At 71.2% G+C, this 22,552-nt stretch carries 22 protein-coding genes and 1 pseudogene; 13 read left to right on the top strand and 10 right to left on the bottom strand.

Annotated elements, in window-relative coordinates:
* Position 1: 1 nt before the first annotated feature.
* Positions 2-295 (top strand): ferredoxin, encoded by a 294-nt coding sequence (locus tag AB0K35_RS13540; RefSeq protein ID WP_091408893.1) that lies wholly within the window; start codon positions 2-4, stop codon positions 293-295.
* 50 nt (positions 296-345) lie between these two features.
* Here AB0K35_RS13540 and AB0K35_RS13545 read toward each other — a convergent pair whose 3' ends face one another.
* From AB0K35_RS13545 to AB0K35_RS13555, 3 genes are read right to left on the bottom strand one after another with little or no spacing between them, the layout of a single operon-like run.
* A complete protein-coding gene (locus tag AB0K35_RS13545) occupies positions 346-918 on the bottom strand; it encodes a hypothetical protein (protein WP_088948107.1) in 573 nt (190 codons plus the stop codon).
* A gap of 46 nt (positions 919-964) precedes the next feature.
* A complete protein-coding gene (locus AB0K35_RS13550) occupies positions 965-1,918 on the bottom strand; it encodes a tRNA (adenine-N1)-methyltransferase (protein ID WP_238672358.1) in 954 nt (317 codons plus the stop codon).
* Between the two features lie 44 nt (positions 1,919-1,962).
* The gene (locus tag AB0K35_RS13555) at positions 1,963-3,117 is read right to left on the bottom strand and encodes a site-2 protease family protein (RefSeq protein WP_238672317.1); all 1,155 of its coding nucleotides are present in this window, start codon (positions 3,115-3,117) and stop codon (positions 1,963-1,965) included.
* 77 nt (positions 3,118-3,194) lie between these two features.
* Between AB0K35_RS13555 and AB0K35_RS13560 the strand changes: the two genes are divergently transcribed.
* The 4 genes from AB0K35_RS13560 to AB0K35_RS13575 all read left to right on the top strand — a co-directional run bounded on the left by AB0K35_RS13560 (position 3,195) and on the right by AB0K35_RS13575 (position 8,670).
* Positions 3,195-4,109 carry a PD-(D/E)XK nuclease family protein gene (locus AB0K35_RS13560; RefSeq protein ID WP_091408618.1) on the top strand — a complete coding sequence of 305 codons (915 nt, stop codon included), beginning with the start codon at positions 3,195-3,197 and terminating at the stop codon, positions 4,107-4,109.
* Positions 4,110-4,305: 196 nt separating this feature from the next.
* The gene (locus AB0K35_RS13565) at positions 4,306-4,992 is read left to right on the top strand and encodes a response regulator transcription factor (RefSeq protein WP_238672318.1); all 687 of its coding nucleotides are present in this window, start codon (positions 4,306-4,308) and stop codon (positions 4,990-4,992) included.
* A gap of 355 nt (positions 4,993-5,347) precedes the next feature.
* Positions 5,348-6,115 carry an ABC transporter ATP-binding protein gene (locus AB0K35_RS13570; RefSeq protein WP_030332873.1) on the top strand — a complete coding sequence of 256 codons (768 nt, stop codon included), beginning with the start codon at positions 5,348-5,350 and terminating at the stop codon, positions 6,113-6,115.
* Positions 6,115-8,670, top strand: a complete 2,556-nt coding sequence (locus AB0K35_RS13575) for an ABC transporter permease (protein WP_238672319.1) — start codon at positions 6,115-6,117, stop codon at positions 8,668-8,670. The genes AB0K35_RS13570 and AB0K35_RS13575 overlap by 1 nt, the downstream gene beginning before the upstream one ends.
* A 91-nt stretch (positions 8,671-8,761) precedes the next feature.
* Here the strand turns inward: AB0K35_RS13575 and AB0K35_RS13580 are convergent, their stop codons facing one another.
* From AB0K35_RS13580 to AB0K35_RS13590, 3 genes are all read right to left on the bottom strand, one after another.
* On the bottom strand, positions 8,762-9,418 hold the full coding sequence (locus AB0K35_RS13580) for an HAD family phosphatase (RefSeq protein WP_238672359.1): 657 nt from the start codon (positions 9,416-9,418) through the stop codon (positions 8,762-8,764).
* Positions 9,419-9,538: 120 nt separating this feature from the next.
* Complete coding sequence (locus AB0K35_RS13585; protein WP_238672320.1) at positions 9,539-10,282, bottom strand: neutral zinc metallopeptidase; 744 nt, start codon at positions 10,280-10,282, stop codon at positions 9,539-9,541.
* A gap of 135 nt (positions 10,283-10,417) precedes the next feature.
* The gene (locus tag AB0K35_RS13590) at positions 10,418-10,627 is read right to left on the bottom strand and encodes a hypothetical protein (RefSeq protein WP_363885420.1); all 210 of its coding nucleotides are present in this window, start codon (positions 10,625-10,627) and stop codon (positions 10,418-10,420) included.
* 223 nt (positions 10,628-10,850) lie between these two features.
* Here AB0K35_RS13590 and AB0K35_RS13595 point away from each other — a divergent pair, with 223 nt between their 5' ends.
* Together AB0K35_RS13595 and AB0K35_RS13600 are read left to right on the top strand one after the other, a co-directional pair.
* Positions 10,851-11,243: a YciI family protein gene (locus AB0K35_RS13595; RefSeq protein ID WP_238661275.1), complete on the top strand. Its 393-nt coding sequence runs from the start codon at positions 10,851-10,853 to the stop codon at positions 11,241-11,243.
* 4 nt (positions 11,244-11,247) lie between these two features.
* Positions 11,248-12,503: pseudogene (locus AB0K35_RS13600) on the top strand (DUF6596 domain-containing protein).
* Positions 12,504-12,599: 96 nt separating this feature from the next.
* On the opposite strand, the gene AB0K35_RS13605 reads toward AB0K35_RS13600, so the two are convergent.
* Positions 12,600-13,700, bottom strand: a complete 1,101-nt coding sequence (locus AB0K35_RS13605; RefSeq protein WP_238672322.1) for an ionic transporter y4hA — start codon at positions 13,698-13,700, stop codon at positions 12,600-12,602.
* A gap of 112 nt (positions 13,701-13,812) precedes the next feature.
* Here AB0K35_RS13605 and AB0K35_RS13610 point away from each other — a divergent pair, with 112 nt between their 5' ends.
* Positions 13,813-14,175, top strand: coding sequence for a metalloregulator ArsR/SmtB family transcription factor (locus AB0K35_RS13610; RefSeq protein ID WP_238672323.1), 363 nt, complete (start codon positions 13,813-13,815; stop codon positions 14,173-14,175).
* Positions 14,172-14,675: an SRPBCC family protein gene (locus tag AB0K35_RS13615; RefSeq protein ID WP_238672324.1), complete on the top strand. Its 504-nt coding sequence runs from the start codon at positions 14,172-14,174 to the stop codon at positions 14,673-14,675. The genes AB0K35_RS13610 and AB0K35_RS13615 overlap by 4 nt, the downstream gene beginning before the upstream one ends.
* On the opposite strand, the gene mug is transcribed toward AB0K35_RS13615, so the two are convergent.
* Positions 14,672-15,241, bottom strand: a complete 570-nt coding sequence (gene mug, locus AB0K35_RS13620) for a G/U mismatch-specific DNA glycosylase (protein WP_238672325.1) — start codon at positions 15,239-15,241, stop codon at positions 14,672-14,674. The genes AB0K35_RS13615 and mug overlap by 4 nt on opposite strands.
* Positions 15,242-15,303: 62 nt before the next feature.
* On the opposite strand from mug, the gene AB0K35_RS13625 reads away from it, so the two are divergent.
* Together AB0K35_RS13625 and AB0K35_RS13630 are read left to right on the top strand one after the other, a co-directional pair.
* Positions 15,304-16,047, top strand: coding sequence for a methyltransferase domain-containing protein (locus AB0K35_RS13625; RefSeq protein WP_363885423.1), 744 nt, complete (start codon positions 15,304-15,306; stop codon positions 16,045-16,047).
* Between the two features lie 145 nt (positions 16,048-16,192).
* On the top strand, positions 16,193-16,897 hold the full coding sequence (locus tag AB0K35_RS13630) for an alpha/beta hydrolase (protein WP_238672327.1): 705 nt from the start codon (positions 16,193-16,195) through the stop codon (positions 16,895-16,897).
* 42 nt (positions 16,898-16,939) lie between these two features.
* Here the strand turns inward: AB0K35_RS13630 and AB0K35_RS13635 are convergent, their stop codons facing one another.
* A complete protein-coding gene (locus AB0K35_RS13635) occupies positions 16,940-17,287 on the bottom strand; it encodes a hypothetical protein (protein ID WP_238672328.1) in 348 nt (115 codons plus the stop codon).
* A gap of 354 nt (positions 17,288-17,641) precedes the next feature.
* On the opposite strand from AB0K35_RS13635, the gene AB0K35_RS13640 reads away from it, so the two are divergent.
* Both AB0K35_RS13640 and AB0K35_RS13645 read left to right on the top strand, forming a co-directional pair.
* Positions 17,642-18,781 carry a ThuA domain-containing protein gene (locus AB0K35_RS13640; protein WP_238672360.1) on the top strand — a complete coding sequence of 380 codons (1,140 nt, stop codon included), beginning with the start codon at positions 17,642-17,644 and terminating at the stop codon, positions 18,779-18,781.
* 86 nt (positions 18,782-18,867) lie between these two features.
* On the top strand, positions 18,868-21,699 hold the full coding sequence (locus AB0K35_RS13645; protein WP_363885425.1) for a PQQ-dependent sugar dehydrogenase: 2,832 nt from the start codon (positions 18,868-18,870) through the stop codon (positions 21,697-21,699).
* Positions 21,700-21,744: 45 nt separating this feature from the next.
* On the opposite strand, the gene AB0K35_RS13650 is transcribed toward AB0K35_RS13645, so the two are convergent.
* Positions 21,745-22,524 carry a helix-turn-helix transcriptional regulator gene (locus tag AB0K35_RS13650; RefSeq protein ID WP_363885427.1) on the bottom strand — a complete coding sequence of 260 codons (780 nt, stop codon included), beginning with the start codon at positions 22,522-22,524 and terminating at the stop codon, positions 21,745-21,747.
* Between the last annotated feature and the right edge of the window lie 28 nt (positions 22,525-22,552).

The raw sequence follows: 22,552 nt of genomic DNA on the forward strand, positions 1-22,552 counted from the left end.
GGTGGCCGAGGTCGCGACCGACGAATTGCAGGTCTGGGTCGACCAGGACCTCTGCACGGGCGACGGGCTGTGCGTGCAGTACGCGCCGGAGGTTTTCGAGTTCGACATCGACGGCCTGGCCTACGTCAAGGGCGTCGACGGTGAGCTGCGGATGGCACCGGGCAGCCGGGTCGACGTCCCCGCGCACCTGCGACTCGAGGTGATCGACTCCGCGAAGGAGTGCCCGGGCGACTGCATCCACGTGGTGCGCGGCGACGGCGTCGAGGTCGCCGGCCCGGACGCCGAGGAAGACTGACCCACCGGCCGGGCCGCGACGGCCCGGCCGGGCCCAGTTCGGGGTACGCCTCAGAGCATCGGACGGCCGACCACCGAGGCGACCAACCGCGCGAACTCCTCCAACCGGGCGATCTGCCCGGCCCCGCCGTCGTCGAGGGTCTTGCCGAAGCGCAACGCGTCGTGCCGGGGCGTGCCGGCCATCTCCTCGGTCGGCGGCGCCTCGTCCAACGAGGTGAGCAGCAGGTAGACGTCGATGCTGTCGACCCGGATCTCGCCGCTCTCGGCACGGTTGAGCCGCCGCCGGCAGCCCACCTCGGTGACTGTGGAGACCGGCACCACCCGCAGCGACGAAGTCATCGAGCCCGGCGGGCCCTCCTCCGGCGGTACGTCCTCGCCGTGCCAGAGGATCAGCCGGCTGCCGTCGCAGACCACGACCTCCTGCCACACCCCGTTGACCTCGTTGACGAACCGCTCCAGGGTGAAGCCGAGCACCGACGCGCCGCGCAGCACGCCGCCGAGCGCCTCCAGGGCGACGTCCGGGTCGCGCAGGTAGGCCCGCGCCGCCGACTCCAGATCCTGGTAGGGCGACCAGTCGGGAAAGACCGCGGGGAGGTCTCCACCGCCGTAGCCCGGTCGGCTCATGCCAGCGTCTCCCAGTGCTCGGCGCTGCCGACACCCAGCTCGATGGTCACGGCCTGTCCATCTCCCCCGCACCGTTGGGTTGCGCGTCCGCGGCCTGCGCGGCGGCGGCCTGTCGGGCCGCCTCCGCCGCGCGCAGGTCCTGGCGGCGCTGCGCGTACGCCTCGGTGCCCTTGCTGGGTTTGCGTCGGCGCGGCGGCGCGGTGACCCCCGGGGCCAGCTTGCGCGCGGACACCAGGAAGGCGGTGTGCGCGATCATCCGGTGGTCCGGACGGACGGCGAGGCCCTCGGCGTGCCAGTCGCGCACCAGGGACTCCCAGGCCCGCGGCTCGGTCCAGCCGCCGCGCTCGCGCAGTGCCTCCACCAGTTCGGAGAGCTGCGGTGTGGTGGCGACGTAGCCGATGAACACCCCGCCGGGCACGAGTGCCCGCTCGACCATGTCGAGGGTCTCCCAGGGGGTCAACATGTCCAGGATGATCCGGTCGAAGCCCGTCTCGCGGCACTGCGCGACGTCGCCGACGTGCAGGTTCCACGAGGGGTGCGGCCCGTTGAAGAACGCCTCGACATTGCGCTTGGCGATCTGGGCGAAGTCGTCACGCAGCTCGAACGAGTGCAGCTCACCCTCGGTGCCGACGGCGCGCAGCAGGGAGCAGCTCAGCGCGCCGGAGCCCGCGCCGGCCTCGAGGACCTTCGCGCCGGGGAAGATGTCGCCCATCGCCACGATCTGCGCCGAGTCCTTGGGGTAGATCACCTGGGCGCCGCGCGGCATGGACAGCACGTAGTCCGACAGGAGCGGCCGCAGGGCCAGGAACGCGGTGCCGCCGCCGGAGGTGGTCACCACGCTGCCGTCGGGGAGCCCGATCAGCGCGTCGTGCGCCAGGATGCCGCGGTGGGTGTGGAACTCCTTGCCGGGCTCCAGCGTCACTGTGTGCATCCGCCCCTTGGGGTCGGTCAGCTGGACCCGGTCGCCGGGCCGGAACGGCCCGCGGTGCACGGGTGTCAGCGCCGGGTTGGCGGGGTCGGCGGCGACGGTGGAGGGAGTTGCGGTCACGGTGTCATCTTCCGGTTGGGTTCGAGGAGCTGTGCCAGGTCCGCGATGTGCAGAATGCCGACGACATCTTCGCCTGACGTCACCACGTACTGTGCGCCCGGGTGGGTCTGTACGGCCTCCATCACCCGCTCGCCGTCCCACCCGACCGACAACGTGGGAAGGGTGCCCAGCGACCGGGCGACGGCGTCCACCGCCAGCCACGGTCGGCGCTCGACCGGCACGGCTTCGGCGGCGGCCGGGTCGACCAGCGCCACCGGTCGGCCGGTGGAGTCGGTGACCAGCAGCGCGGCGGCGGGCTGCCCGCTCTCGTCGCGTCGGCGCTGGGCCTCGGCCAGTGGCGTACCGGTGGCCGCCGGCCAGACCGGACGGGCCAGCCGGGCGAGGTCGATCAGCGGGAACCGGCGGCTGACCCGGGCGGCCCGGATCGACTGCCCGGCGCCACGCCAGAGGGTGACGGCGACCAGCAGCATCAGCGGCAGCGCCAGCGGCGCCAGCCGCCGCTCGACGGTGAGCAACAGGACCAGGGCCGCGGTGCCGACGGCGACGACCCGGCCGGCCCACCCGGCGACCTCGGTGCCGAGGTGCCGGTCGCGGGTGAGACCCCACACGGCGGCGCGCAGCGCCCGGCCGCCGTCGAGTGGCAGCCCGGGCAGGCTGTTGAACACCGCCACGATGACGTTGCTGACCGCGAGCTGGAAGGCGAGCTGGTGCGCCACGGTCCCCTCGGGCAGGGCGAGCGTGGCGGCGACCGCCAGGACGCCGAGCACCGCGGAGACCGCAGGGCCGGCCAGCGAGACCAGCAGGTCGACGCGGGGCGACGGGGCGTCCCGGTCCATCTCGGTGTAACCGCCGAGCAGCTCAAGGGTGATCCCGCGCACACCGATGCCGTACCGCCGGGCGGTGAGGGCGTGGCCCAGCTCGTGCAGCAGCACCGAGCCGAGCAGCGACACGACGAACCCGAAGCCGATCAGGTAGCCGCTGAGCTGCGGCAGGTCCAGTTGTCGACGGGCGAACTCGCCGTAGAGCACCGCGATGAGCACCGCGAGCAGGACCATGGAGCCGTTGAGGTGCAGCGGCACCCCGAACACCTTGCCGACGTTCAGGCCGAGGCGTCGGTCCGGTCGGCGTGGCGGCCTGGTTGTCTGCTCCATCGCCACGATGCTACGGACCGTCGCTGGGTGGGGCGGGCGGCGGTCGGTGTCACACCGGTGCCCTAACCTTTGCCGACATGACGGCGGAATCGGTCACCACCTCCCAGCCCTCCCCCGCGGCGCAGGCGCCGCCGACGGTGCGGGCCTCGCTGTCCCCGTCGCGGGCGGCGGATTTCAAGACCTGCCCGCTGCTCTACCGGTTCCGCAGCATCGACCGGCTGCCCGAGCGCACCACCATCGAGCAGGCCCGGGGCACGTTGGTGCACGCGGTGCTGGAGCGCCTGTTCGACCTGCCGGCCACCGGCCGCACGCCGGAGGCGGCCGGTGACCTGGTGGCCCCCCAGTGGGACCGGCTGGTCACCGAGCAGCCGGAGCTGGCCGGGATCTTCGACGGCGCGGAGCCGGCCGGCCCGGTGGAGTTCCTCCGCTCCGCCGCCGGGTTGTTGCAGGGTTACTTCGCGGTGGAGGATCCGACCCGGCTGGAGCCGGCCGAACGCGAGAGCCTGATCTCCGCGGTCGTCGACGAGGAGTTGCTGATTCGCGGCTACCTCGACCGGCTCGACGTCGCGCCCGACGGCGCGCTGCGCGTGGTCGACTACAAGACCGGGGGCGCCCCGCGGGAGGCGTTCGAGGCGCGGGCGCTGTTCCAGCTGAAGTTCTACGCCCTGGTGCTGTGGCGCACCCGAGGGGTGGTGCCCCGGGTGCTGCGGCTGCTCTACCTGCGCGACGCCGAGGTGTTGGATTACACCCCGGACGCCGACGAGCTGGTCCGCTTCGAGCGCACAGTGGTGGCGCTGTGGCGGGCCATCGAGCAGGCCACCGCCCGGCAGGATTTCCGGCCCCGGCCGAGCCGGCTCTGCGACTGGTGCAGCCACCAGGCGCTCTGTCCCAGCTTCGGCGGCACCCCGCCGCCGTTCCCGGTCGCCGCGGCGAGCGCCGACCCGCTGCGTGACTCCCGGTCCACTCCGGTGGCGCCGGGCGCTGACGAGTGACGGCCTCCTGAGCGACGCGTACGGCGCGGCTGTTCGGACCGCCTGCCGCACTCCGCCGCCGCCGACCCGACCGCAACGGTGCCGCCGCAGTCGGGACAGGTCGACCGGCCGGCCTCTACGGTGATCCGCGACGTACCGGCTCCGGTACGCGAGGATGACCGGTGCGCGCCACGACGTCGGCGGGACGGGAGACGAGATGACCGATCAGGCGCCCTCGGCGCGGCCGGTGCGGATCCTGCTCGCCGACGACCAGCCGCTGCTGCGGACCGGGTTCCGGATGGTGCTGGGCGCCGAGAGCGACCTGGACGTGGTGGCGGAGGCCGGTGACGGCGTGGAGGCGGTGGAGTTGTCCCGCCGGCTGCTGCCCGACGTCGTACTGATGGACATCCGGATGCCCCGGATGGACGGGGTGGCGGCGACCCGGGCCATCGTCGACGCCCGACTGCCGGTACGGGTGCTGGTGCTCACCACCTTCGACCTGGACGAGTACGTGGTGGGCGCGTTGCGGGCCGGCGCCAGCGGATTTCTGGCCAAGGACGTGCCGGCCGAGGATCTGATCGCGGCCATCCGCACTGTCGCCGGCGGGGACGCGGTGGTGACACCTCGGATCCTGCGGCGACTGCTGGACCGCTTCGCCGAACTGCTGCCCGACCCGGCGGCGACGCCGTCGGCGACGCTCAACGCGCTCACCGACCGAGAGCGCGAGGTGCTCGTGCAGGTCGCCCGAGGGCTGTCCAACGCCGAGATCGCGACGGTCCTGTCAGTGAGCGAAACCACCATCAAGACGCACGTCGGGCATGTGCTGACCAAGCTGCGGCTACGCGACCGGGTGCAGGCGGTGGTGCTGGCGTACGAGTCGGGCCTGGTCCGCCCCCGGGCGTAGTTCCGCCGGCCCGGGTACCTCACCCGGCGTACTCGAAGATCCCTCCTTGGGGGGACGGCTGCCGTTGCCGTCGTCACCTACCGTGACCGGAGATGGCGTAGTTCGGTTGACCCTCCTGTGGCGTCAGGTGCAAGTGTCGGTGCTGCCGCCCGCCGCCGAGGTGAAAAACGGTCGACCGGCCGTCGACTCAGGGGCAACCCTGATCCGACATGGGGGTGCACCCGCAGCGGGAAATCCGCGCCAGGTCCCCCCAGGGTCGGACGGGGCGGGCGTATGCAGCACCGATGATTGAACAGTCGCGCCGGACCATCGGGGGGCGGCGTGCATTTTCGGACAGACGGAAGAGGTAGATGACGTGACCGCGACGGTAGGCCAGCAGGCGCAGGCCGCGGCCCGGGCGAACGACGTGTGGAAGGTGTACGGCAGCGGCGAGGCTCAGGTCATCGCGCTGCGGGGGGTCAGCGCGGAGTTCGAACGTGGCCGCTTCACCGCGATCATGGGCCCGTCGGGTTCCGGTAAGTCGACGCTGATGCACTGCCTGGCCGGCCTGGACTCGGTGACCCGGGGGACGGTGTCGATCGGTGAGACGACGGTCACTGGGCTGGGCGACGCGGGGCTGACGAAGCTGCGCCGCGACAAGGTGGGCTTCATCTTCCAGCAGTTCAACCTGCTGCCGACGCTGACCGCCAAGGAGAACATCCTGCTGCCGCTGTCGATCGCCGGGCGCAAGCCGGACCCGGCCTGGTACGACACGGTGATCGAGACGGTGGGTCTGAAGGACCGGCTGGACCACCGGCCGGCGCAGCTCTCCGGTGGGCAGCAGCAGCGGGTGGCGTGCGCCCGGGCGCTGGTCTCCCGCCCTGAGGTGATCTTCGCGGACGAGCCGACCGGCAACCTGGACTCGCGCTCCGGCGCGGAGGTGCTCAACTTCCTGCGTAACTCGGTTCGGGAGCACGGCCAGACCATCGTGATGGTCACCCACGACCCGACGGCCGCGGCGTACGCCGACCGGGTGGTCTTCCTCGCCGACGGCGAGATCGTCTCGGAGCTGATCGAGCCGACCGCCGAGACGGTGCTGGACACCATGAAGAAGCTGGACACTCCGGCCGAGGTGGGCAACTGATGTTCCGCGCGACGCTGAAGAGTCTGCTGGCCCGTAAGGTCCGGCTGATCCTGTCCGGCCTGGCGGTGGTGCTCGGGGTGATGTTCGTCTCCGGCGCGTTCGTGCTCACCGACACGCTGGGTCGATCCTTCGACTCGGTCTTCGCCGACGGTTTCTCCGAGATCGACGTGAACGTCGCGGCGAAGCCGAAGGTGCAGGTCAACGAGATGGAGGGCGAGCAGACCGTCGCCCCGCTGCCGGCCGCCCTGGTGGACCGGGTGAAGCAGGTGCCGGGGGCGGCCTCGGCGACCGGTGTGGTCAACGCCGACGGCGCCCGGGTGATCGGCAGTAACGGCAAGGTCGTCACCTCGTTCGGTCCGCCGCAGTTGGGCGAGAACTGGACCGGCGAGAGCGAGCTGCTGAAGCTGCGTGAGGGGCGCGCGCCGCAGGCCGAGGACGAGATCGTCATCAACAAGGCGTTGGCCACTGCCGCGAAGGTGCAGGTCGGCCAGAAGGTCGGCGTGCTGACCGCGTTCGAGTCGAAGAAGCGGGATTTCACACTGGTCGGCGTCTTCGGTTACAGCGGTGATCGGGACTCGATCGGCGGAGTCAACGAGGTCTTCTTCACCACGCCGGTGGCGCAGCGGCTGATGCTGGGCGAGCCGGACGTGTTCAGCAGCATCACCGTGCAGGCCGCCGGCGGGGTCTCCGACGAGAAGCTGCGCGACGACGTGGCCCGCACCCTGGGCGCGGACTTCGAGGTGAAGACCGGCGAGCAGGTGGCCGCGGACGCCTCGGCCAGCCTGAAGGAGGGCCTGTCCTTCTTCAACAAGATCCTGCTCGGCTTCGCCGCTGTGGCGCTGCTGGTGGGCACCTTCCTGATCCTCAACACCTTCTCGATCATCGTGGCGCAGCGGACCCGGGAGTTGGCGCTGATGCGCGCCATCGGGGCCAGCGGCCGGCAGATCATCGGTTCGGTGGTGCTGGAGGCCATCGCGGTGGGGTTGATCGCGTCGGTGCTCGGCCTCGCCGCCGGCATCGGGGTGGGCGCGCTGCTGGCGTTCCTGTTCGGCAAGCTCGCCGGTGGGCTCACCCTGGCCGGGATCGGCGTGCCGGCGGCGGCGGTGATCGGTTCGTTCGCCGTCGGTCTGGTGATCACCGTGGTGGCGGCGCTGCTGCCGGCGCTGCGGGCGTCCCGCATCCCGCCGATCGCTGCCATGCAGGACGTGGCCACCCCGGACCGACCGCTGACCAAGATCACCGTGGCCGGCTCGTTGGTCACCGGTGTCGGCGCGGTGCTGCTGTTCCTCGGGCTCAGTGGCAACGCCGGCGGTCAGACCCTGTCGACCATCCTCGGTGGGGTGCTGTTCGCCTTCATCGGGGTGGCGTTGCTGACTCCGCTGATCAGCCGGCCGGTGGTGAGCCTGCTCGGCGCGATCTTCTCCTGGTCGGTGCCGGGCCAGCTGGGCCGGCTCAACTCGGGGCGCAACCCGCGCCGGACGGCCATCACGGCCGCCGCGCTGATGGTCGGCATCGCGCTGGTCACCGGCGTCACGGTCATCCTCGACTCGGCCAAGGGCAGCATCAGCGCGCTCGCCCAGGACACCATCAAGGCCGAGCTGGTGATCGCCGGCCAGCAGGGCGGCCCGCGTCCGCCGACGTTCGACCCGGGCGTACTGGACCAGGCCAAGGCCCTGCCCGGTGTGCGGTTGGTCGACGGCGAGTACGGCGACATGGGGCGGATCGACGGCGAGGGCACCTGGGTCGCGGCGAGCAGCGACATCGCGTCGCTGCGGCAGATCTTCGGCGCGAAGCCGACCGCCGGTGACATCGACCGGCTCGGGCCGACCCAGATGCTCGCCAGCTCGGACACTGCCACGTCCCGTGGCTGGTCGGTGGGTTCCACCGTCAACGTGCAACTGACCCGGGGCGAGGCACGCACCTACACGATCAGCGGCATCTACGAGTCGTCGCAGCTGACCAACCCGGTGACGCTGCCGGTGACCGCGGCGAAGGACTTCGCCATCCCGCAGCCCATCCAGGGCTTCATCCAGCTGGACCCGGGCACCCGGGTGTCCGACGTCCAGCCGCAGGTGGAGGCGTTGCTCGCGGACAGCCCCGAGGTGTCGGTGGCCGACCGGGACGCGTTCATCAAGCAGCAGACCAGCTCGCTCGACGGGCTGCTCACGATGATCCAGATCCTGCTCGCGCTGGCCATCGTGATCGCCGTGCTGGGCATCATCAACACCCTGGCCCTGTCGGTGCTGGAGCGGACCCGCGAGTTGGGCCTGCTGCGGGCGATCGGCCTGCGCCGGTCCCAGACCATGGGCATGATCACCGTGGAGGCGGTGGTGATCTCGGTGTTCGGCGCGCTGCTCGGCGTGGTGGTGGGTACCGGCCTCGGCGCCGCTGTGGTGGAGGCCCTCAAGGACGAGGGCATCACCGACCTGATCCTGCCCTGGGGGCAGATGGGTGTCTTCCTCGGCCTCGCCGCCATCATCGGCGTGGTGGCCGCGGTGCTCCCGGCCGTGCGGGCGGCCCGGATCAACGTCCTGGGCGCCATCGCCCACGACTGATCGGCACTGCCGAGGCCCCCGGTCGCCATCCGCGACCGGGGGCCTCGGCCGTCCGGACTTCGCCGTGCGCGGCGGGCCCGCGGTGGGCCGGTCAGCCGGTCGCCGCGGCCCGATCGGTCAGCAGCTCCGCGAGCAGCGCCAGGTCGACACCGGTCAGGCTCTGCACCTGGTGTACGCCGACAGTGCTCGGCAACGCCACCTCCGCCGGTACGGCCAGGACCGCCGCGCCCGAGGCGAGCGCGCTGGCCACCCCGGTCGGTGAGTCCTCGATCGCCACACAACGCTCGATCGGCACACCCAGCAGCCGGGCCGCGGTCAGGTACGGCTCGGGGTGCGGCTTGGCCGCCACCACCTCGTCACCGGCGACCACAGTGTCGAAGTTGTCCCGACCGAGGGTGTCCAGGGCGATCTCGACCAGCGCCCGGGGGCTGGAGGTGACCAGCGCGGTGGGGATTCCCGCCGCGCGGACCGCGCGCAACAGCTCGAACGCCCCCGGCTGCCAGGGCAGGCCGGTGCGGAACAACTCCAGGATCCGGGCGTTGATCCACGCCGCGCTGATCTCCGGATCCCGTTCGGGCTGCCCCAGGTCGTCGTGCAGGATGCGCATCGACTCGGCCATGGCGGTGCCGATGATCGACTGGCGGGCGTCGACGGAGAGTTCCCCGCCGTACTCCTTCGCGAGTTCCTGCAACGCGACGTCCCACAGCTTCTCGCTGTCGACCAACGTGCCGTCCATGTCGAAGAGCACAGCGGCGGGGTGATGGCTGCTCAGCGGAACCTCCAGGGTCGTGACCGACACCGGCGATCCTGCCAGCAGCCGCCGGGGCTGGTGGCGGCAACGGGCGCCAGGGTGATCCGGGCAACCCGTTCAGCCCAGGTCGCACTCCTTCAGGGAACCCTCGTAACCCCGGAAGAACATGTCGGTGCGCTGCTCGGCGGTGCCGTGCGCCCCTTCCGCGAACCACGGCTGGTCCGGGTCGTCACCGACCGCCGCCACCCCCTCCCGGAACTCGTCCAGGTCGCCCTCGGCGAGGGTCAGGGCCTCCGAGCGCACCGAGTCGCCGAGGTACGCCCCGGCCATGCAGTCGGCCTGCAACTCCTGCTGGATGGTGAAGCTGTAGTTGATGCCGAGCCGCACCTGGATGGCGTGCGCGTACTCGTGCCCGAGCAGGTAGAACACGAACGCGTCGCCGACCTGGCGGAACGCCGCCACCGACCAGGCGACGTCGTACGCGATGAAGTCGCCCCGCGAGCAGTAGACGGCGTTGTTGCGGGGCAACGCCTGACCGCCACAGGACACCTCGCCGTCGCGCTGGTAAGGGATGATCCGCCGGATCGGCTGGAATCGCTGCCCGGACTCCTTGAACTGGGCCGCCCAGTACCGCTCGGCGACCGCCTGCGCGTCGGCGACGTCCTGCTCGAACTCGGCGACGCTCGTGGTGCTGTCGGCCCTGGTGGTGCTCGGCCCCGGTGAGGCTGCCGACGGGTTCGCCCCGGGGCGCTCGGCCTCCGGCTCGGCCAGCCCACCGCCGGCGCAGGCGAGGGAGACCAGTGCGGCGATCAGCAGCCCCGCCAACGGGCCCCGCGCGTCACGTCCGAACCGTGCCCCCACTGTGCCTCCCCAGACATCGGTACTCAGGCTGGTAGTACCCCGACGATAGGACCGCAACGCCCGTCACCGGTTTCACGCACGGCACGGCCGGACGGTTCACGTGCCCTGGGCCCGGGCGGGCAGTCGCAGCCGACGTCAACCGCCCGACTCGCGGCCGCGCTGCCACGTGTCACCCTGGTTACCGTGCCGCTCTGCCTCGTACCTGTGCTGGCGAGCACGAGCGTCCCGCCCAGCCCGAGAGTCGTCGCCCCCCACCTCACCGACCCGCCCCCGCCGTACCACGACGCCAAACGCCACCCCCGCCACGACGACGAAGACCCCCACCACCACCCACACCACAGTCATCCCGCCAACCTAGGCCCCACCCACCACAGCGCCCCTCGGTGATCATGGACTTGGCGTCACCCCGCTCGGCGTGTCGCGACGCCGACTTCACGATCACCGGTTCGGGTGGGAGGCAGATCCGAGGTGGGTGGGATGTCCGGGTGGTGGGTTGAGGTTCGACGTTTCCGGTGAGGGCGCCGGGGTGGTGTCCTCACCGGAGGAGGAGAGAAGAACCGTGAAGTACATGATTTTGCTCTACGGGTCGCAGCAGGACTACGACGTGCTGTCCGGGCGGGCTTCCGACCGGCCGGCGATGTCGGCCGAGCAGATCGCGGCGATGCACAAGCACATGGAGACCTTCCACCAGGCGCTGGCCGAGTCCGGGGAGTTGGTTGACGCCCGGGGCCTGAGCGAGCCGGTGCACGCCCGCCGGGTGCAGGTGCGCGAGGGGGCACCAGTGGTCACCGACGGCCCGTACCCGGAGACGCAGGAGGTCCTCGCCGGTTACACCATCGTGGAGTGCGCCAGCTTCGACCGGGCCACCGAGATCGCCGCCGGCCTGGTCGACCCGGACGCCCCCGGTGGGTACGTGGACGTGCGACCGGTGCTCGACGGTGTCGAGGACCTGGCCGGCTGACCCGGTGCCGGAGACTCCCGCCGAGGACCTGCTGCGCGAGCTGGCGCCGCAGGTCCTCGGCGCGCTGGTCCGCCGCTACGGGCATTTCGACACGGCCGAGGACGCGGTACAGGAGGCGCTGATCGCCGCCGCGGACGGGTGGCCGCGCGACGGCGTACCGGAGAATCCACGCGGCTGGCTGATCACCGTGGCGTCCCGTCGGCTGACCGACCTGCTGCGTCGCGAGCAGGCCCGGATGCGGCGGGAGGACACGGTGGCCCGGTGGGTGCTCCCGGAGCAGTGGCGCGCCCCCGCCGCGGACCGTCCGCCGGCGGACGCCGACGACACGCTCATCCTGTTGTTCCTGTGCTGTCACCCGGCGCTGTCGGCGGCGTCGCAGATCGCGCTCACCCTGCGGGCGGTGGGCGGGCTGAGCACCGCCGAGGTGGCGCGCGCGTTCCTGGTGCCGGAGGCGACGATGACCCGGCGGATCAGTCGGGGCAAGCAGCGGATCCGTGACAGTGGGTTGCGGTTCGCGCCGCCCACCGGCACGGAGCGCGCCGACCGGCTCGCCGCCGTGCTGCACGTGCTCTACCTGATCTTCACGGAGGGGTACGCCCGCACCGCCGGGCCCGGGTTGCTGCGCGCCGACCTGACGGCCGAGGCGATCCGGCTGACCCGGCTGGTGCGCCGGCTGGCGCCCGAGGACCCCGAGGTCACCGGGTTGCTCGCGTTGATGCTGCTCACCGACGCCCGCGCGCCGGCCCGGATCGGCCCGCACGGTGAGCTGGTGCCGATGGCCGAGCAGGACCGCGCCCGGTGGCGGGCCGACCAGGTCGCCGAGGGAGTCGAGCTGATCACCGGGCGCTACCGCGCGGGGTGGTCGGGGCGTACCAGCTCCAGGCGGCCATCGCGGCCGTGCACGACGAGGCGCCCAGCGCGGCGGCCACCGACTGGGCGCAGATCACCGCGCTGTACGAGGTGCTCCTCGGGATGTCCGACAACCCGGTGGTGGCGCTCAACCACGCGGTGGCGGTGGCCATGAGCCGGGGCGCGCCGGCCGGGTTGGCGTTGCTCGCCGACCTGGCCGACGACCCCCGTCTCGCCGACGACCCTCGACTGCCGGCCGCCCGCGCCCACCTGTGGGAGCTGGAGGGCGAGCGGGTCGCGGCGCGGGAGGCGTACCGGATGGCGTCGGCGCGCTCGACGAACCTGGCGCAGCAGCGCTACCTGAACGCCCGCGCGGAGCGCCTCGCGGGCGACCCGCCGCCCACCGGCTGAGCCGACGGGCCGCGCGGGCCACGCGACGGGCCGACGGGCCGCGCGACGAGCCGACGGGCCGTGCGGGTCACGCGACGAGCCGGCGGACCGTGCGGGTCACGGGCTGGCGGCCAGGAAGACGAAGGCGGCCATCAGCACCAGGTGTACGCCGCCCTGCAACACGTTGGCCCGGCCGGGCACCACTGTGAGGACGGCGGTGACGGCGGTGAGCGCGAGCAGGGCGAGCTGGGTGCCGCCCAGGCCGAGCAGCAGCGGGCCGTCCAGCCAGATCGAGGCGATCGCGATGGCCGGGATGGTCAGGCCGATGCTGGCCATCGCCGAGCCGAGCGCGAGGTTCAGGCTGGTCTGCACGCGGTCGCGGCGGGCGGCGCGGGCGGCGGCCAGGGTCTCCGGCAGCAGCACGAGCAGGGCGATGATCACGCCGACGAAGGCGTGCGGCAGGTTCGCCGCCGCAACGCCGGCCTCGATGGTCGGCGAGACGGTCTTGGCGTCGCCGACCACCGCGACCAGCGCCACCAGCAGCAGCCCCAGGCTGACCATCGCCGCACGGGTCGTGGGCGGCTTGGCGTGCTCCTCCGTCTCGATGACCTGGCCCCGGCTGTCGACCGGCAGGAAGTAGTCGCGGTGCCGGCCGGTCTGCACGAGCACGAACAGCCCGTAGAGCGCCAGCGAGGCGACGGCGGCGAAGGCGAGTTGGGCCGGGCTGAACTCCGGGCCGGGCCGGGCCGTGGTGAAGGTCGGGATGACCAGACTCAGGGTGGCCAGGGTGATCACGGTGGCCAGGGCTCCGCCGGTGCCCTCCGGGTTGAACACCGCCACGCGGCGGCGCAGCGCCCCGAGCAGCAGGGACAGGCCCAGTATTCCGTTGCAGGTGATCATGACGGCGGCGAAGACGGTGTCGCGGGCGAGCGACTGGGTCTTCTCCGGCCCGCTGATCATGAGCGTGACGATCAGGGCTACCTCGATCACTGTGACCGCGACGGCGAGTACTAGGGACCCGTACGGCTCCCCCACCCGGTGGGCGACCACCTCAGCGTGGTGCACCGCCGCGAGCACCGCGCCGCCCAGCAGCACCGCGACAACCACGATGACGGGCCCAGGCAGGCTCCGCCCCCAGGTGACCATCAATATCAGGACGGCGAGCACAGGTACGACGAACGTCCAGTCGGTCAGGCGGGAGCGAAGGAGGGCGGCCATGGCGTAAAGAGTGCCAGGTCAAGTGATCATGTGCCCACCATCGACGCGGCGACATGCGGCCGTCCGTGGCCTTCACCACGCCAACCCGTAACCCACAGGTTACGCTTTCCAGGTGAACGAGGTGGCCACCGCGATCGCGGACCCGGTACGACGGCACATCCTGACCCTGCTGCGCGACGAGTCGCTGTCCGCTGGTGACATCGCCCAGCGATTCGTGATCAGCCGACCCGCGATCAGCCGCCACCTGCGGCTACTACGCGAGAGCGGTCTGGTGCACGACGAGATGGTCGGCCGACAGCGGATCTACCGACTCGATCCGCGCCCGCTCGCCCCGCTGGTCGACTGGCTCGCCGCGCTCGCGGCCAGCGACCGGTGGGGCCGGCACCTCGACGCGTTGGAGACCGAGGTCTATCGCACCCGCCGAGAGCGCCGCAGCCGCGGCCCGGCGGAGCACCGAAGGGAGCAAACGGCATGACCCGCACGCCCGCCGGACGCCTGTTCCAGACCGACACCGGCCACGATCTCGTCCTCACCCGAACCTTTCGCGCCCCGGCGGCCGACGTCTGGGCCAGCCTGACCGAGCCGGAGCGTACGGCCCGCTGGTTCGGCCCGTGGGAGGGCGACGCCGGGCCCGGACGGACCATCCGGGTCCAGATGGCGTACGAGGAGCAGCAACCCTGGTGCGAGGTGCGCATCGACGCGTGCGAACCGCAGCAGCACCTCGCCGTGTCGATGGTCGACGACTACGGCAGCTGGCTGTTGGAGCTGTCGCTGACCGAGACCGACGGCACCACCGAGCTGCGGTTCGTGCAGCACCTGAGCAGCGTGGAGGGCATCGCCGAGGTGGGTGCCGGTTGGGAGTACTACCTGGACCTGCTGGTCGCCTCCCGGGACGGCTCGCCCCGCCCGGAGTTCGACGACTACCACCCGGCGATGCAGCCCTACTACCAGGGGCTGGTCGCTACGGCCGGCTAGGGGTCGAGGGCCTGCCGCAGCTTGGCGAACTCGGCGGTCAACGCCGGCAGCGGGAAGTGCGCGTTCAGGCCGCTGGGGTTCGGCAGCACCCAGACCTGGGCCGGGCCCAGCCGGTCCGGTCGCGGGCCCAGCCCGGCCTTCGGTCGGGCGAAGGCGATCCGGTACGCGGTCACCCCGAGGATCGCCACCCAGCTCGGCCGGTAGCGCTCGGCCTTCACCGCCAACCCGGTCACCCCGGCGACCAGCTCCTCCGGGGTCAGCTCGGCGGCGCGGGCGGTGGCCCTGTTGCTCAGGCTGGTGATACCCAGGCCCTGCCGCAACAGCTCGTCGCGTTCCCACGAGTGCAGTTGGCGGTCGGTGAAGCCGGCCCCGTGCAGGGCCGGCCAGAATCGGCTGCCCCGGCGGGCGAACGGCTCCCCCACCGCTGCCGAGTACAGGCCCGGGTTGTAGCCGCAGAACAGCACGCGCAGCCCGGGACCGATGATGTCCGGCAGACCCCGACCGGCCGCCGCCGCCACCTCCTGCGGGGTCGGCCGCCGCGCTGGCCCCACACGCTCCGCGTCCATCTCAGCGATCCTGCCGTACGCCCCGGTGCCGGACCCGGCACACGGCTTGACACTCTCAACGGATGCAGTCAACCGACCACCTCGCCGCCAGCCGTCACGCGCGGATGCGCTGGAACACTCCGCTCTCGCCGGAGCACGCCGCGTTGCTGCTGCAACGGCTCGACGTTCGCCCCGGCGCACGGGTGCTCGACCTCGGCTGTGGTTGGGGTGAGCTGCTGCTGCGGGCGGTCGCCGCCGGCGGTGTCTCCGGCCCGGTCGCGACGCGCGGCGTCGGCGTCGACACCGACGAGGCCGCGCTCGCCCGAGGGCGGCGGCTGGCCGCGGGGCGGTCGCTGAACCGGCACGTCGCCTTCGTGATGGGGGAAGCGGCGGCCTGGCAGGAGCCGGCCGACCGGGTCCTCTGCATCGGCTCGGCACATGCCTTCGGCGGCACCGAGGCCGCCCTCGACGCCCTCGCCGCAGTGGTCCGGCCCGGCGGGCGGCTGCTGTTCGGCGACGCGTACTGGGAACGGTCCCCCACGGCGGAGATCGCCGAAATCTTCGGTCCGGAGGTCCCGACCCTCTCCGGGCTGGTCGAGACCGCCCGACAGCGGGGCTGGCGCTTGCTGCACCTGAGCACCGCCGACCAGCGGGAGTGGGACGACTTCGAGTCGACCTGGCTCGCCGGCCGGCAGGAGTGGCTGTTGGCGTACCCGGAGGATCCCCGCGCGGCCGAGGTCCGCGCGGAACTCGACGACAGGTTGCGCCAGTACGTCGACGGTTACCGGGGTGTCCTCGGCCTCGGCTACCTCGTCCTCGGCCGCTGACCGTCCGCGGTTGCGGACCCGGCGCCCTCTAGCGGCTGAAGCCTGGACGTTTGACCCACCGCCCCGACCGGCGTGGGGAAGAGTGGTGGGCGAGAGCTGTCGTCGAGCAACGGGCGGCGGCACGGCGTCATGCGGAGGTTTTCGGATGAGCGACACGTCTTCGGCCAGGCCCGCCCGCAACGTCGTCCTGGTCCATGGCGCGTACGCCGACGGGTCCTCCTGGTCCGACGTCATCCCGCTGCTACAGCGGGCCGGGCTGACGGTCACCGCGGTCCAGAACCCGCTGACCTCCCTGGCCGACGACGTCGCGGCCACCAACCGCGCCCTCGACCGGCAGGACGGGCCGACGGTGCTGGTGGGCCACTCGTGGGCCGGCACGGTCATCAGCGAGGCCGGCAACCACCCGAGGGTCACCGCCCTGGTGTACGTCGCCGCCCGCGCACCGGACGCCGGCGAGGACTACGCCGCGCTCGCCGCCAGGTACCCCACGCCGCCCGCGAACGCCGGCCTCGTGCACCACGACGGGTACGCGCAGCTCAGCGAGAGCGCTTTCCTGGCCGACTTCGCCGGGGGAATCGAGCAGACCCGGGCCCGCGCTCTGTACGCGGTGCAGGGCCCGATCACCAAGAACCTCTTCGAGGGCCGCACGACGACGGCCGCCTGGCGGGACCGGCCCTGCTATTACTCGATCTCCACACAGGACCGCACCACCGCGCCGGAACTGGAGCGTTTCCTGGCCGATCGGATGAACGCGACGACCATCGAGGTCGAATCGTCGCATCTCGCCATGGTCACCCACCCGGAGACGATCGCCGACCTCATTCTGATGGCGACCCGGGGCACCCGGTAGGGCGGCAGCGGCTGGCCGCGGGACGGCCTGCCGACGTGGTGGTCAGGTCAGGGAACACGCGGATCCGCAGTACGGGCAGAACGCGCGCTTGGCATTCGAGGTGACCTCGATGTCGCACAGTGCGCAGTGGCCGTTCTCCCACAGGCCCTGGTCGATCCCGAGGCCCCCGTCGTAGTAGTCGCGGTCCGGCCAGGCGACCAGTTCGACGTTGAGGCCCGGTTCGACCTCGTCCGCGTAGTAGGTGACGCTCGCCAGAGTCAGCGCAGTTCGCATGCCGTACGCCTCGGCTGTGTAGTGCGGCAGGGCCCGGCGCAGGACGTCGACCAGCTCGCGGACCGGCAGCGCCACGAGTTGTTCGGCGAGCCGTTCTCGATCTTCGTCGGTGCTCATCGCACCGACGATACGTCTTACCTCCACCCCGCCGTCGGCCGTGCACGGGCGTAGTCGGACCGGAACACGTGGGCTTGACGGGGCCTAGACATCGGAGGTTTACTGCGTCAACGATGCCAGTCGATGAATTTAGATCGTCCATTGTGGGACGTCTGCATCTTCGGCCGGTGTCACCGCCCAACCCCTGCACCCCCACCACCACCTCAGCCGAGCATCGGCGGCCCGGCTTCCGCACCACCGCCATCGCGGCCTCCGGCCTGCCCGTGCGCACAGCCTGAGGTAGACGCTCAGCAGAGGAGCAAGACCATGCGTTCCCGTCCCCGCCTGTTGGCACTCGTCACCGGCCTGGCCGTCATGCTGGCCAGCCTGGTCGCACTGCCGACCCCCGCCTCGGCGGCACCACTGACCAAGGTCCTGGTGTTCAGCAAGACCGCCGGCTTCCGGCACTCGTCCATCCCCAACGGCATCGCCGCGATCCAGCAGCTCGGCTCGGCAAACGGCTTCACCGTCACCTCGACCGAGGACGCCGCCCAGTTCACCACCTCCAACCTGGCCCAGTACCAGGCGGTGGTCTTCATGTCGACCACCGGCGACGTCCTCAACGCCAGCCAGCAGAGCGCGTTCGAGTCGTACATCGCCGCCGGTGGTGGCTACGTCGGCGTGCACGCCGCTGCCGACACCGAGTACAGCTGGCCGTGGTACGGCTCGCTGGTCGGCGCGTGGTTCGACTCGCACCCGGCGATCCAGAACGCCACGGTGCGGATCGAGGACCAGACCAACCCCTCGACCGCCCACCTCGGCACCACCTGGGTCCGCTCCGACGAGTGGTACAACTACCGCACCAACCCCCGGTCCAGCGCACGGGTGCTGGCCAGCCTCGACGAGTCGTCCTACAGCGGCGGCAACATGAACGGCGACCACCCGATCACCTGGTGCAAGGCCTACGGTGGCGGGCGTGCCTGGTACACGGGCCTCGGGCACACCGAGGCGTCGTACACCGACCCGAACTTCACCCGGATGCTGCTCGGCGGCCTCCAGGTCGCCGCGGGTTCCGTGACGGCCGACTGCTCGCCGCGCACCACGACCCCGCCGCCCACCGTCAGCGGCTCCACCCTGCGGGCCCGCGCCAACAACCAGTACGTCAGCGCGCCCAACTCGACCACCGCGCTGATCGCCAACAAGACCTCGGTGAACACCAGCGAGCGGTTCGACCTGGTCAACCTGGCCAACGGCAACGTGGCGCTGCGGGCCAAGAGCAACTCGCAGTACGTCGCGGCCGAGAACGCCGGGGCCGCCGCGCTGATCGCCAACCGTGCCACCGCCGGCGCCTGGGAGACGTTCCAACTGGTTCGCAACTCCGACGGCACGGTGAGCCTGCGGGCCACCGTGAACAACCGCTACGTCGCCGCCGACAACGCGGGCGCGTCACCGCTGATCGCCAACCGCACCTCCATCGGTCAGTGGGAGAAGTTCGACCTGGTCACCACCAACTGACCTGATCCCCCCGCTCGCTCTCCACCACCACCTGGTCGTGGCGCGCCCCCGCGCGCCCGTCCCCCGGTCGTCGAGAAAGGACGATCATGCTCTCGTATCCCCGGCGCTGGCCCCGGGCGCTCTTCGCGGCGGTTCTCACCGTCGCAAGCGCGGCCCTCGCTGTGGCTGCACCGTCCACCGCGCAGGCTGCGGTGATTCCCGCCTCCGACTATCAGCAGGTCAAGCTCGCCACCGGTTCGGGCGAGCTGGGTGAGGCCATGTCCCTGGCCGTTCTGCCCAACCGCTCGGTGCTGCACACCGCCCGCAACGGTGTCCTACGGGTTACCGACGTGGCCGGCAACACCAAGGTCTCCGGCACCCTGTCGGTCTACACCCACGACGAGGAGGGGTTGCAGGGCGTCGCCGTCGACCCCAGCTTCGCCACCAACCGGTGGATCTACCTGTACTACTCGCCCACGTTGAGCACCCCGTCCGGGGACGCCCCGACCACCGGTTCGCAGTCTGACTGGGACCGGTGGAAGGGGCACCTGCGGCTGTCGCGGTTCACCCTCAACAGCGACGACACGCTCAACCTGGGCAGCGAGAAGATCGTGCTCCAGGTCGCCAATGACCGTGGGCAGTGCTGCCACGTCGGCGGTGACCTGGACTTCGACGCCGCCGGCAACCTGTACCTGACCACCGGCGACGACACCAACCCGTTCGAGTCGTCCGGCTACGCGCCGCTCGACGAGCGGACCAACCGCAACCCGCAGTTCGACGCCCAGCGCTCGGCGGGCAACACCAACGACCTGCGGGGCAAGCTGCTGCGGATCAAGCCGCAGGCCGACGGGACGTACACGATCCCGTCAGGCAACCTGTTCGCGCCCGGCACGGCCAACACCCGTCCCGAGATCTACGCGATGGGTCTGCGCAACCCGTTCCGGATGAGCGTCGACAAGGGGACCGGCGTCGTCTACCTCGGCGACTACGGCCCGGACGCGGGAAGCACGAACTCCAGCCGGGGCCCCCAGGGTCAGGTCGAGTTCAACCGCATCGCGGCGCCCGGCAACTTCGGCTGGCCGTACTGCACCGGCAGCAACACGAGCACCGAAACATACAATGAATACACCTTCCCGTCCGGGCCGTCGCAGTCCAAGTACAACTGCACGGGCGGGCCGACGAACAACTCGTTCCGCAACACCGGGCTCGGCACGTTGCCCGCGGCGAAGCCGGCCTGGATCAAGTACGCGGGTGACTCCGGTTCGCCGTCGGAGTTCGGCAGCGGCTCGGAGTCGCCGATGGGCGGGCCGGTCTACCGGTACAACGCCTCGCTCAACTCCAGCATCAAGTTCCCGCAGTCGCTGGACGGCCAGTTCTTCGCCGGCGAGTACGGCCGCCGTTGGATCAAGGCCATCAAGGTCAACTCCGACGGCTCGCGCGGGGAGATCTCCAACTTCCCGTGGAGCGGCACGCAGGTCATGGACATGGCCTTCGGCCCGGACGGCGCGCTCTACGTGCTGGACTACGGCACCGGCTCGAACAACCAGGCGCTGTTCCGGATCGAGTACATCGGTGGTGGCAACCGCAACCCGATCGCTGTCGCCTCGGCCAACCCCACGTCGGGGGCCAACCCGCTGACCGTCAACTTCTCCTCGGCCGGCAGTTCCGACCCCGAGGGCGGCGCGCTCAGCTACCTGTGGACCTTCGGCGACGGCACCACGTCGACGGCGGCGAACCCCACCAAGACGTACACCACGAACGGCTCGTACAGCCCCACCCTGAAGGTCACCGACCCGACCGGCCTGTCCGGCACGGCGAGCCTGATCGTCACCGTGGGCAACACCGCACCGACGGTGTCCCTCACCGCGCCCAGCGACGGGCAACTGTTCACCTTCGGTGACACGGTGCCCTACCAGATCTCGGTGAGCGACCCGCAGGACGGCACCATCGACTGCTCCAAGGTGAGCCTGACGTACGCGCTGGGCCACGACAGCCACGCCCACCAGATCACCTCGAAGACCGGGTGCAGTGGCTCGATCACCTTGCCGACCGACGGTGAGCATGACTCGGCCGCCAACATCTACGGGGTGTTCGACGCCGCGTACACCGACAACGGCGGGCTGACCACGCACAGCATCAAGACCCTGCAACCGAAGCACCGCCAGGGTGAGCACTTCGGCGCCCAGTCCGGCGTCCAGGCCACCGACCACACCAGCGCCGAGGGTGGCCGCACGGCCGGGTTCATCGAGAACAACGACTGGATCTCCTACCAGCCGTACAACCTGTCCAACGCCAACCGCATCACGGTACGGGCGTCGTCGGCCGGCGCCGGTGGCACCATCGAGGTCCGGGCCGGGTCGGCCACCGGAAGCCTGCTGGGCACCGTCACGGTGCCGGTGACGGGCAACTGGGAGACCTTCGTCGAGGCGTCCGGCACGATCAGCAACCCACCCACCGCGTCGACGACGTTGTACCTGGTCTTCAAGGGTGGGTCGGGCTACCTGTTCGACGTCGACGCGTTCACCTTCGCGACCGGCACCGGTAGCAGCGCACCGGCGAGCACCCTGCGGGCGCAGGTCAACAGCCAGTACGTGTCGGCGGTCGGCACCACGGCACTGATCGCCAACAAGGCCAGCGTCGGCACGACCGAGCAGTTCGACCGGGTGGACGCCGGCAACGGCAACATCGCCCTGCGGTCGCGCTCCAACGGGCTCTACGTCTCCGCGGAGAACGCGGGCGCGGAGCCGTTGATCGCCAACCGCACGTCCGTGGGTGCGTGGGAGACCTTCCAGCTCATCAACAACTCCGACGGAACGGTCAGTCTGCGCGCCACGATCAACAACCAGATCGTGGCCGCCGAGAACGCCGGGGCGGGATCGCTCATCGCCAACCGCGCCTCGGTTGGCTCCTGGGAGAGGTTCATCCTGACCACGGGCTGACGAACGAGTGGTGGGGCCCGGTCTGGTCGGTGACCAGGCCGGGCCCTACCGTGTGAAGAAGGCGGCGCTCTGCTGGTCCGCCGGGTAGTAGGACTCCACAGCGATCTCCTCGATGGTGATGTCCATCGGGGTGCCGAACGTGGTGATGGTCGAGAACAGCCGCAGCTCGCGCCCACCGATCCGCAGGATCATCGGGATCACCACGTCGGCGTCGACCCGTTGGTCCGGCGGCTCCTCGGGCAGCGGGTTCAGCAGTTCGTCGTAGAGCGCCGCGAGTTCCGCGTCGGGAGCGGCGGCGAGCTGACGCGAGATCCGGCTGCGGAACACCGCCCGCACGTCCGCCAGGTTGACGACCAGGGGTGCGAGCCCGCGCGGGTGCAGACCCAGCCGAACCAGGTTCACCGGTGGGCGCAACAGGTCGGGCGCCGCGTACGCGAAGAACGGGTCGACGGCGCTGTTGGTGAGCACGATGTTCCACCGGCGGTCGAAGACCAGCGCCGGATACGGCTCGTGCGCCTGGAGCACCCTGCGGACCGCGTCGAGGGCGCCCGACAGGGCGGTGTCGTCGAGCGGGCGCTGCGCGTACCGGGGTGCGAAGCCGGCGGCGAGCAACAGCTGGTTGCGGTCACGCAGCGGCACGTGGAGCTGGTCGGCGAGCCGGATGATCATGTCGGCGCTCGGCGTGGACCTGCCGGTCTCGACCAGGCTGACGTGCCGAGCCGAGACATCCGCGGCGATCGCCAGGTCAAGTTGGCTGAGCCCTCGGCGCTTGCGCCACTGCCGCAGGAGTTCCCCGACCGCATACATGATCATGAGCCTACTCATCGTCGCTCCGGGCGCCATGAAGTGCGAT

The sequence above is a fragment of the Micromonospora sp. NPDC053740 genome (assembly GCF_040677775.1).
Taxonomy (GTDB): Bacteria; Actinomycetota; Actinomycetes; order Mycobacteriales; family Micromonosporaceae; genus Micromonospora; species Micromonospora alfalfae.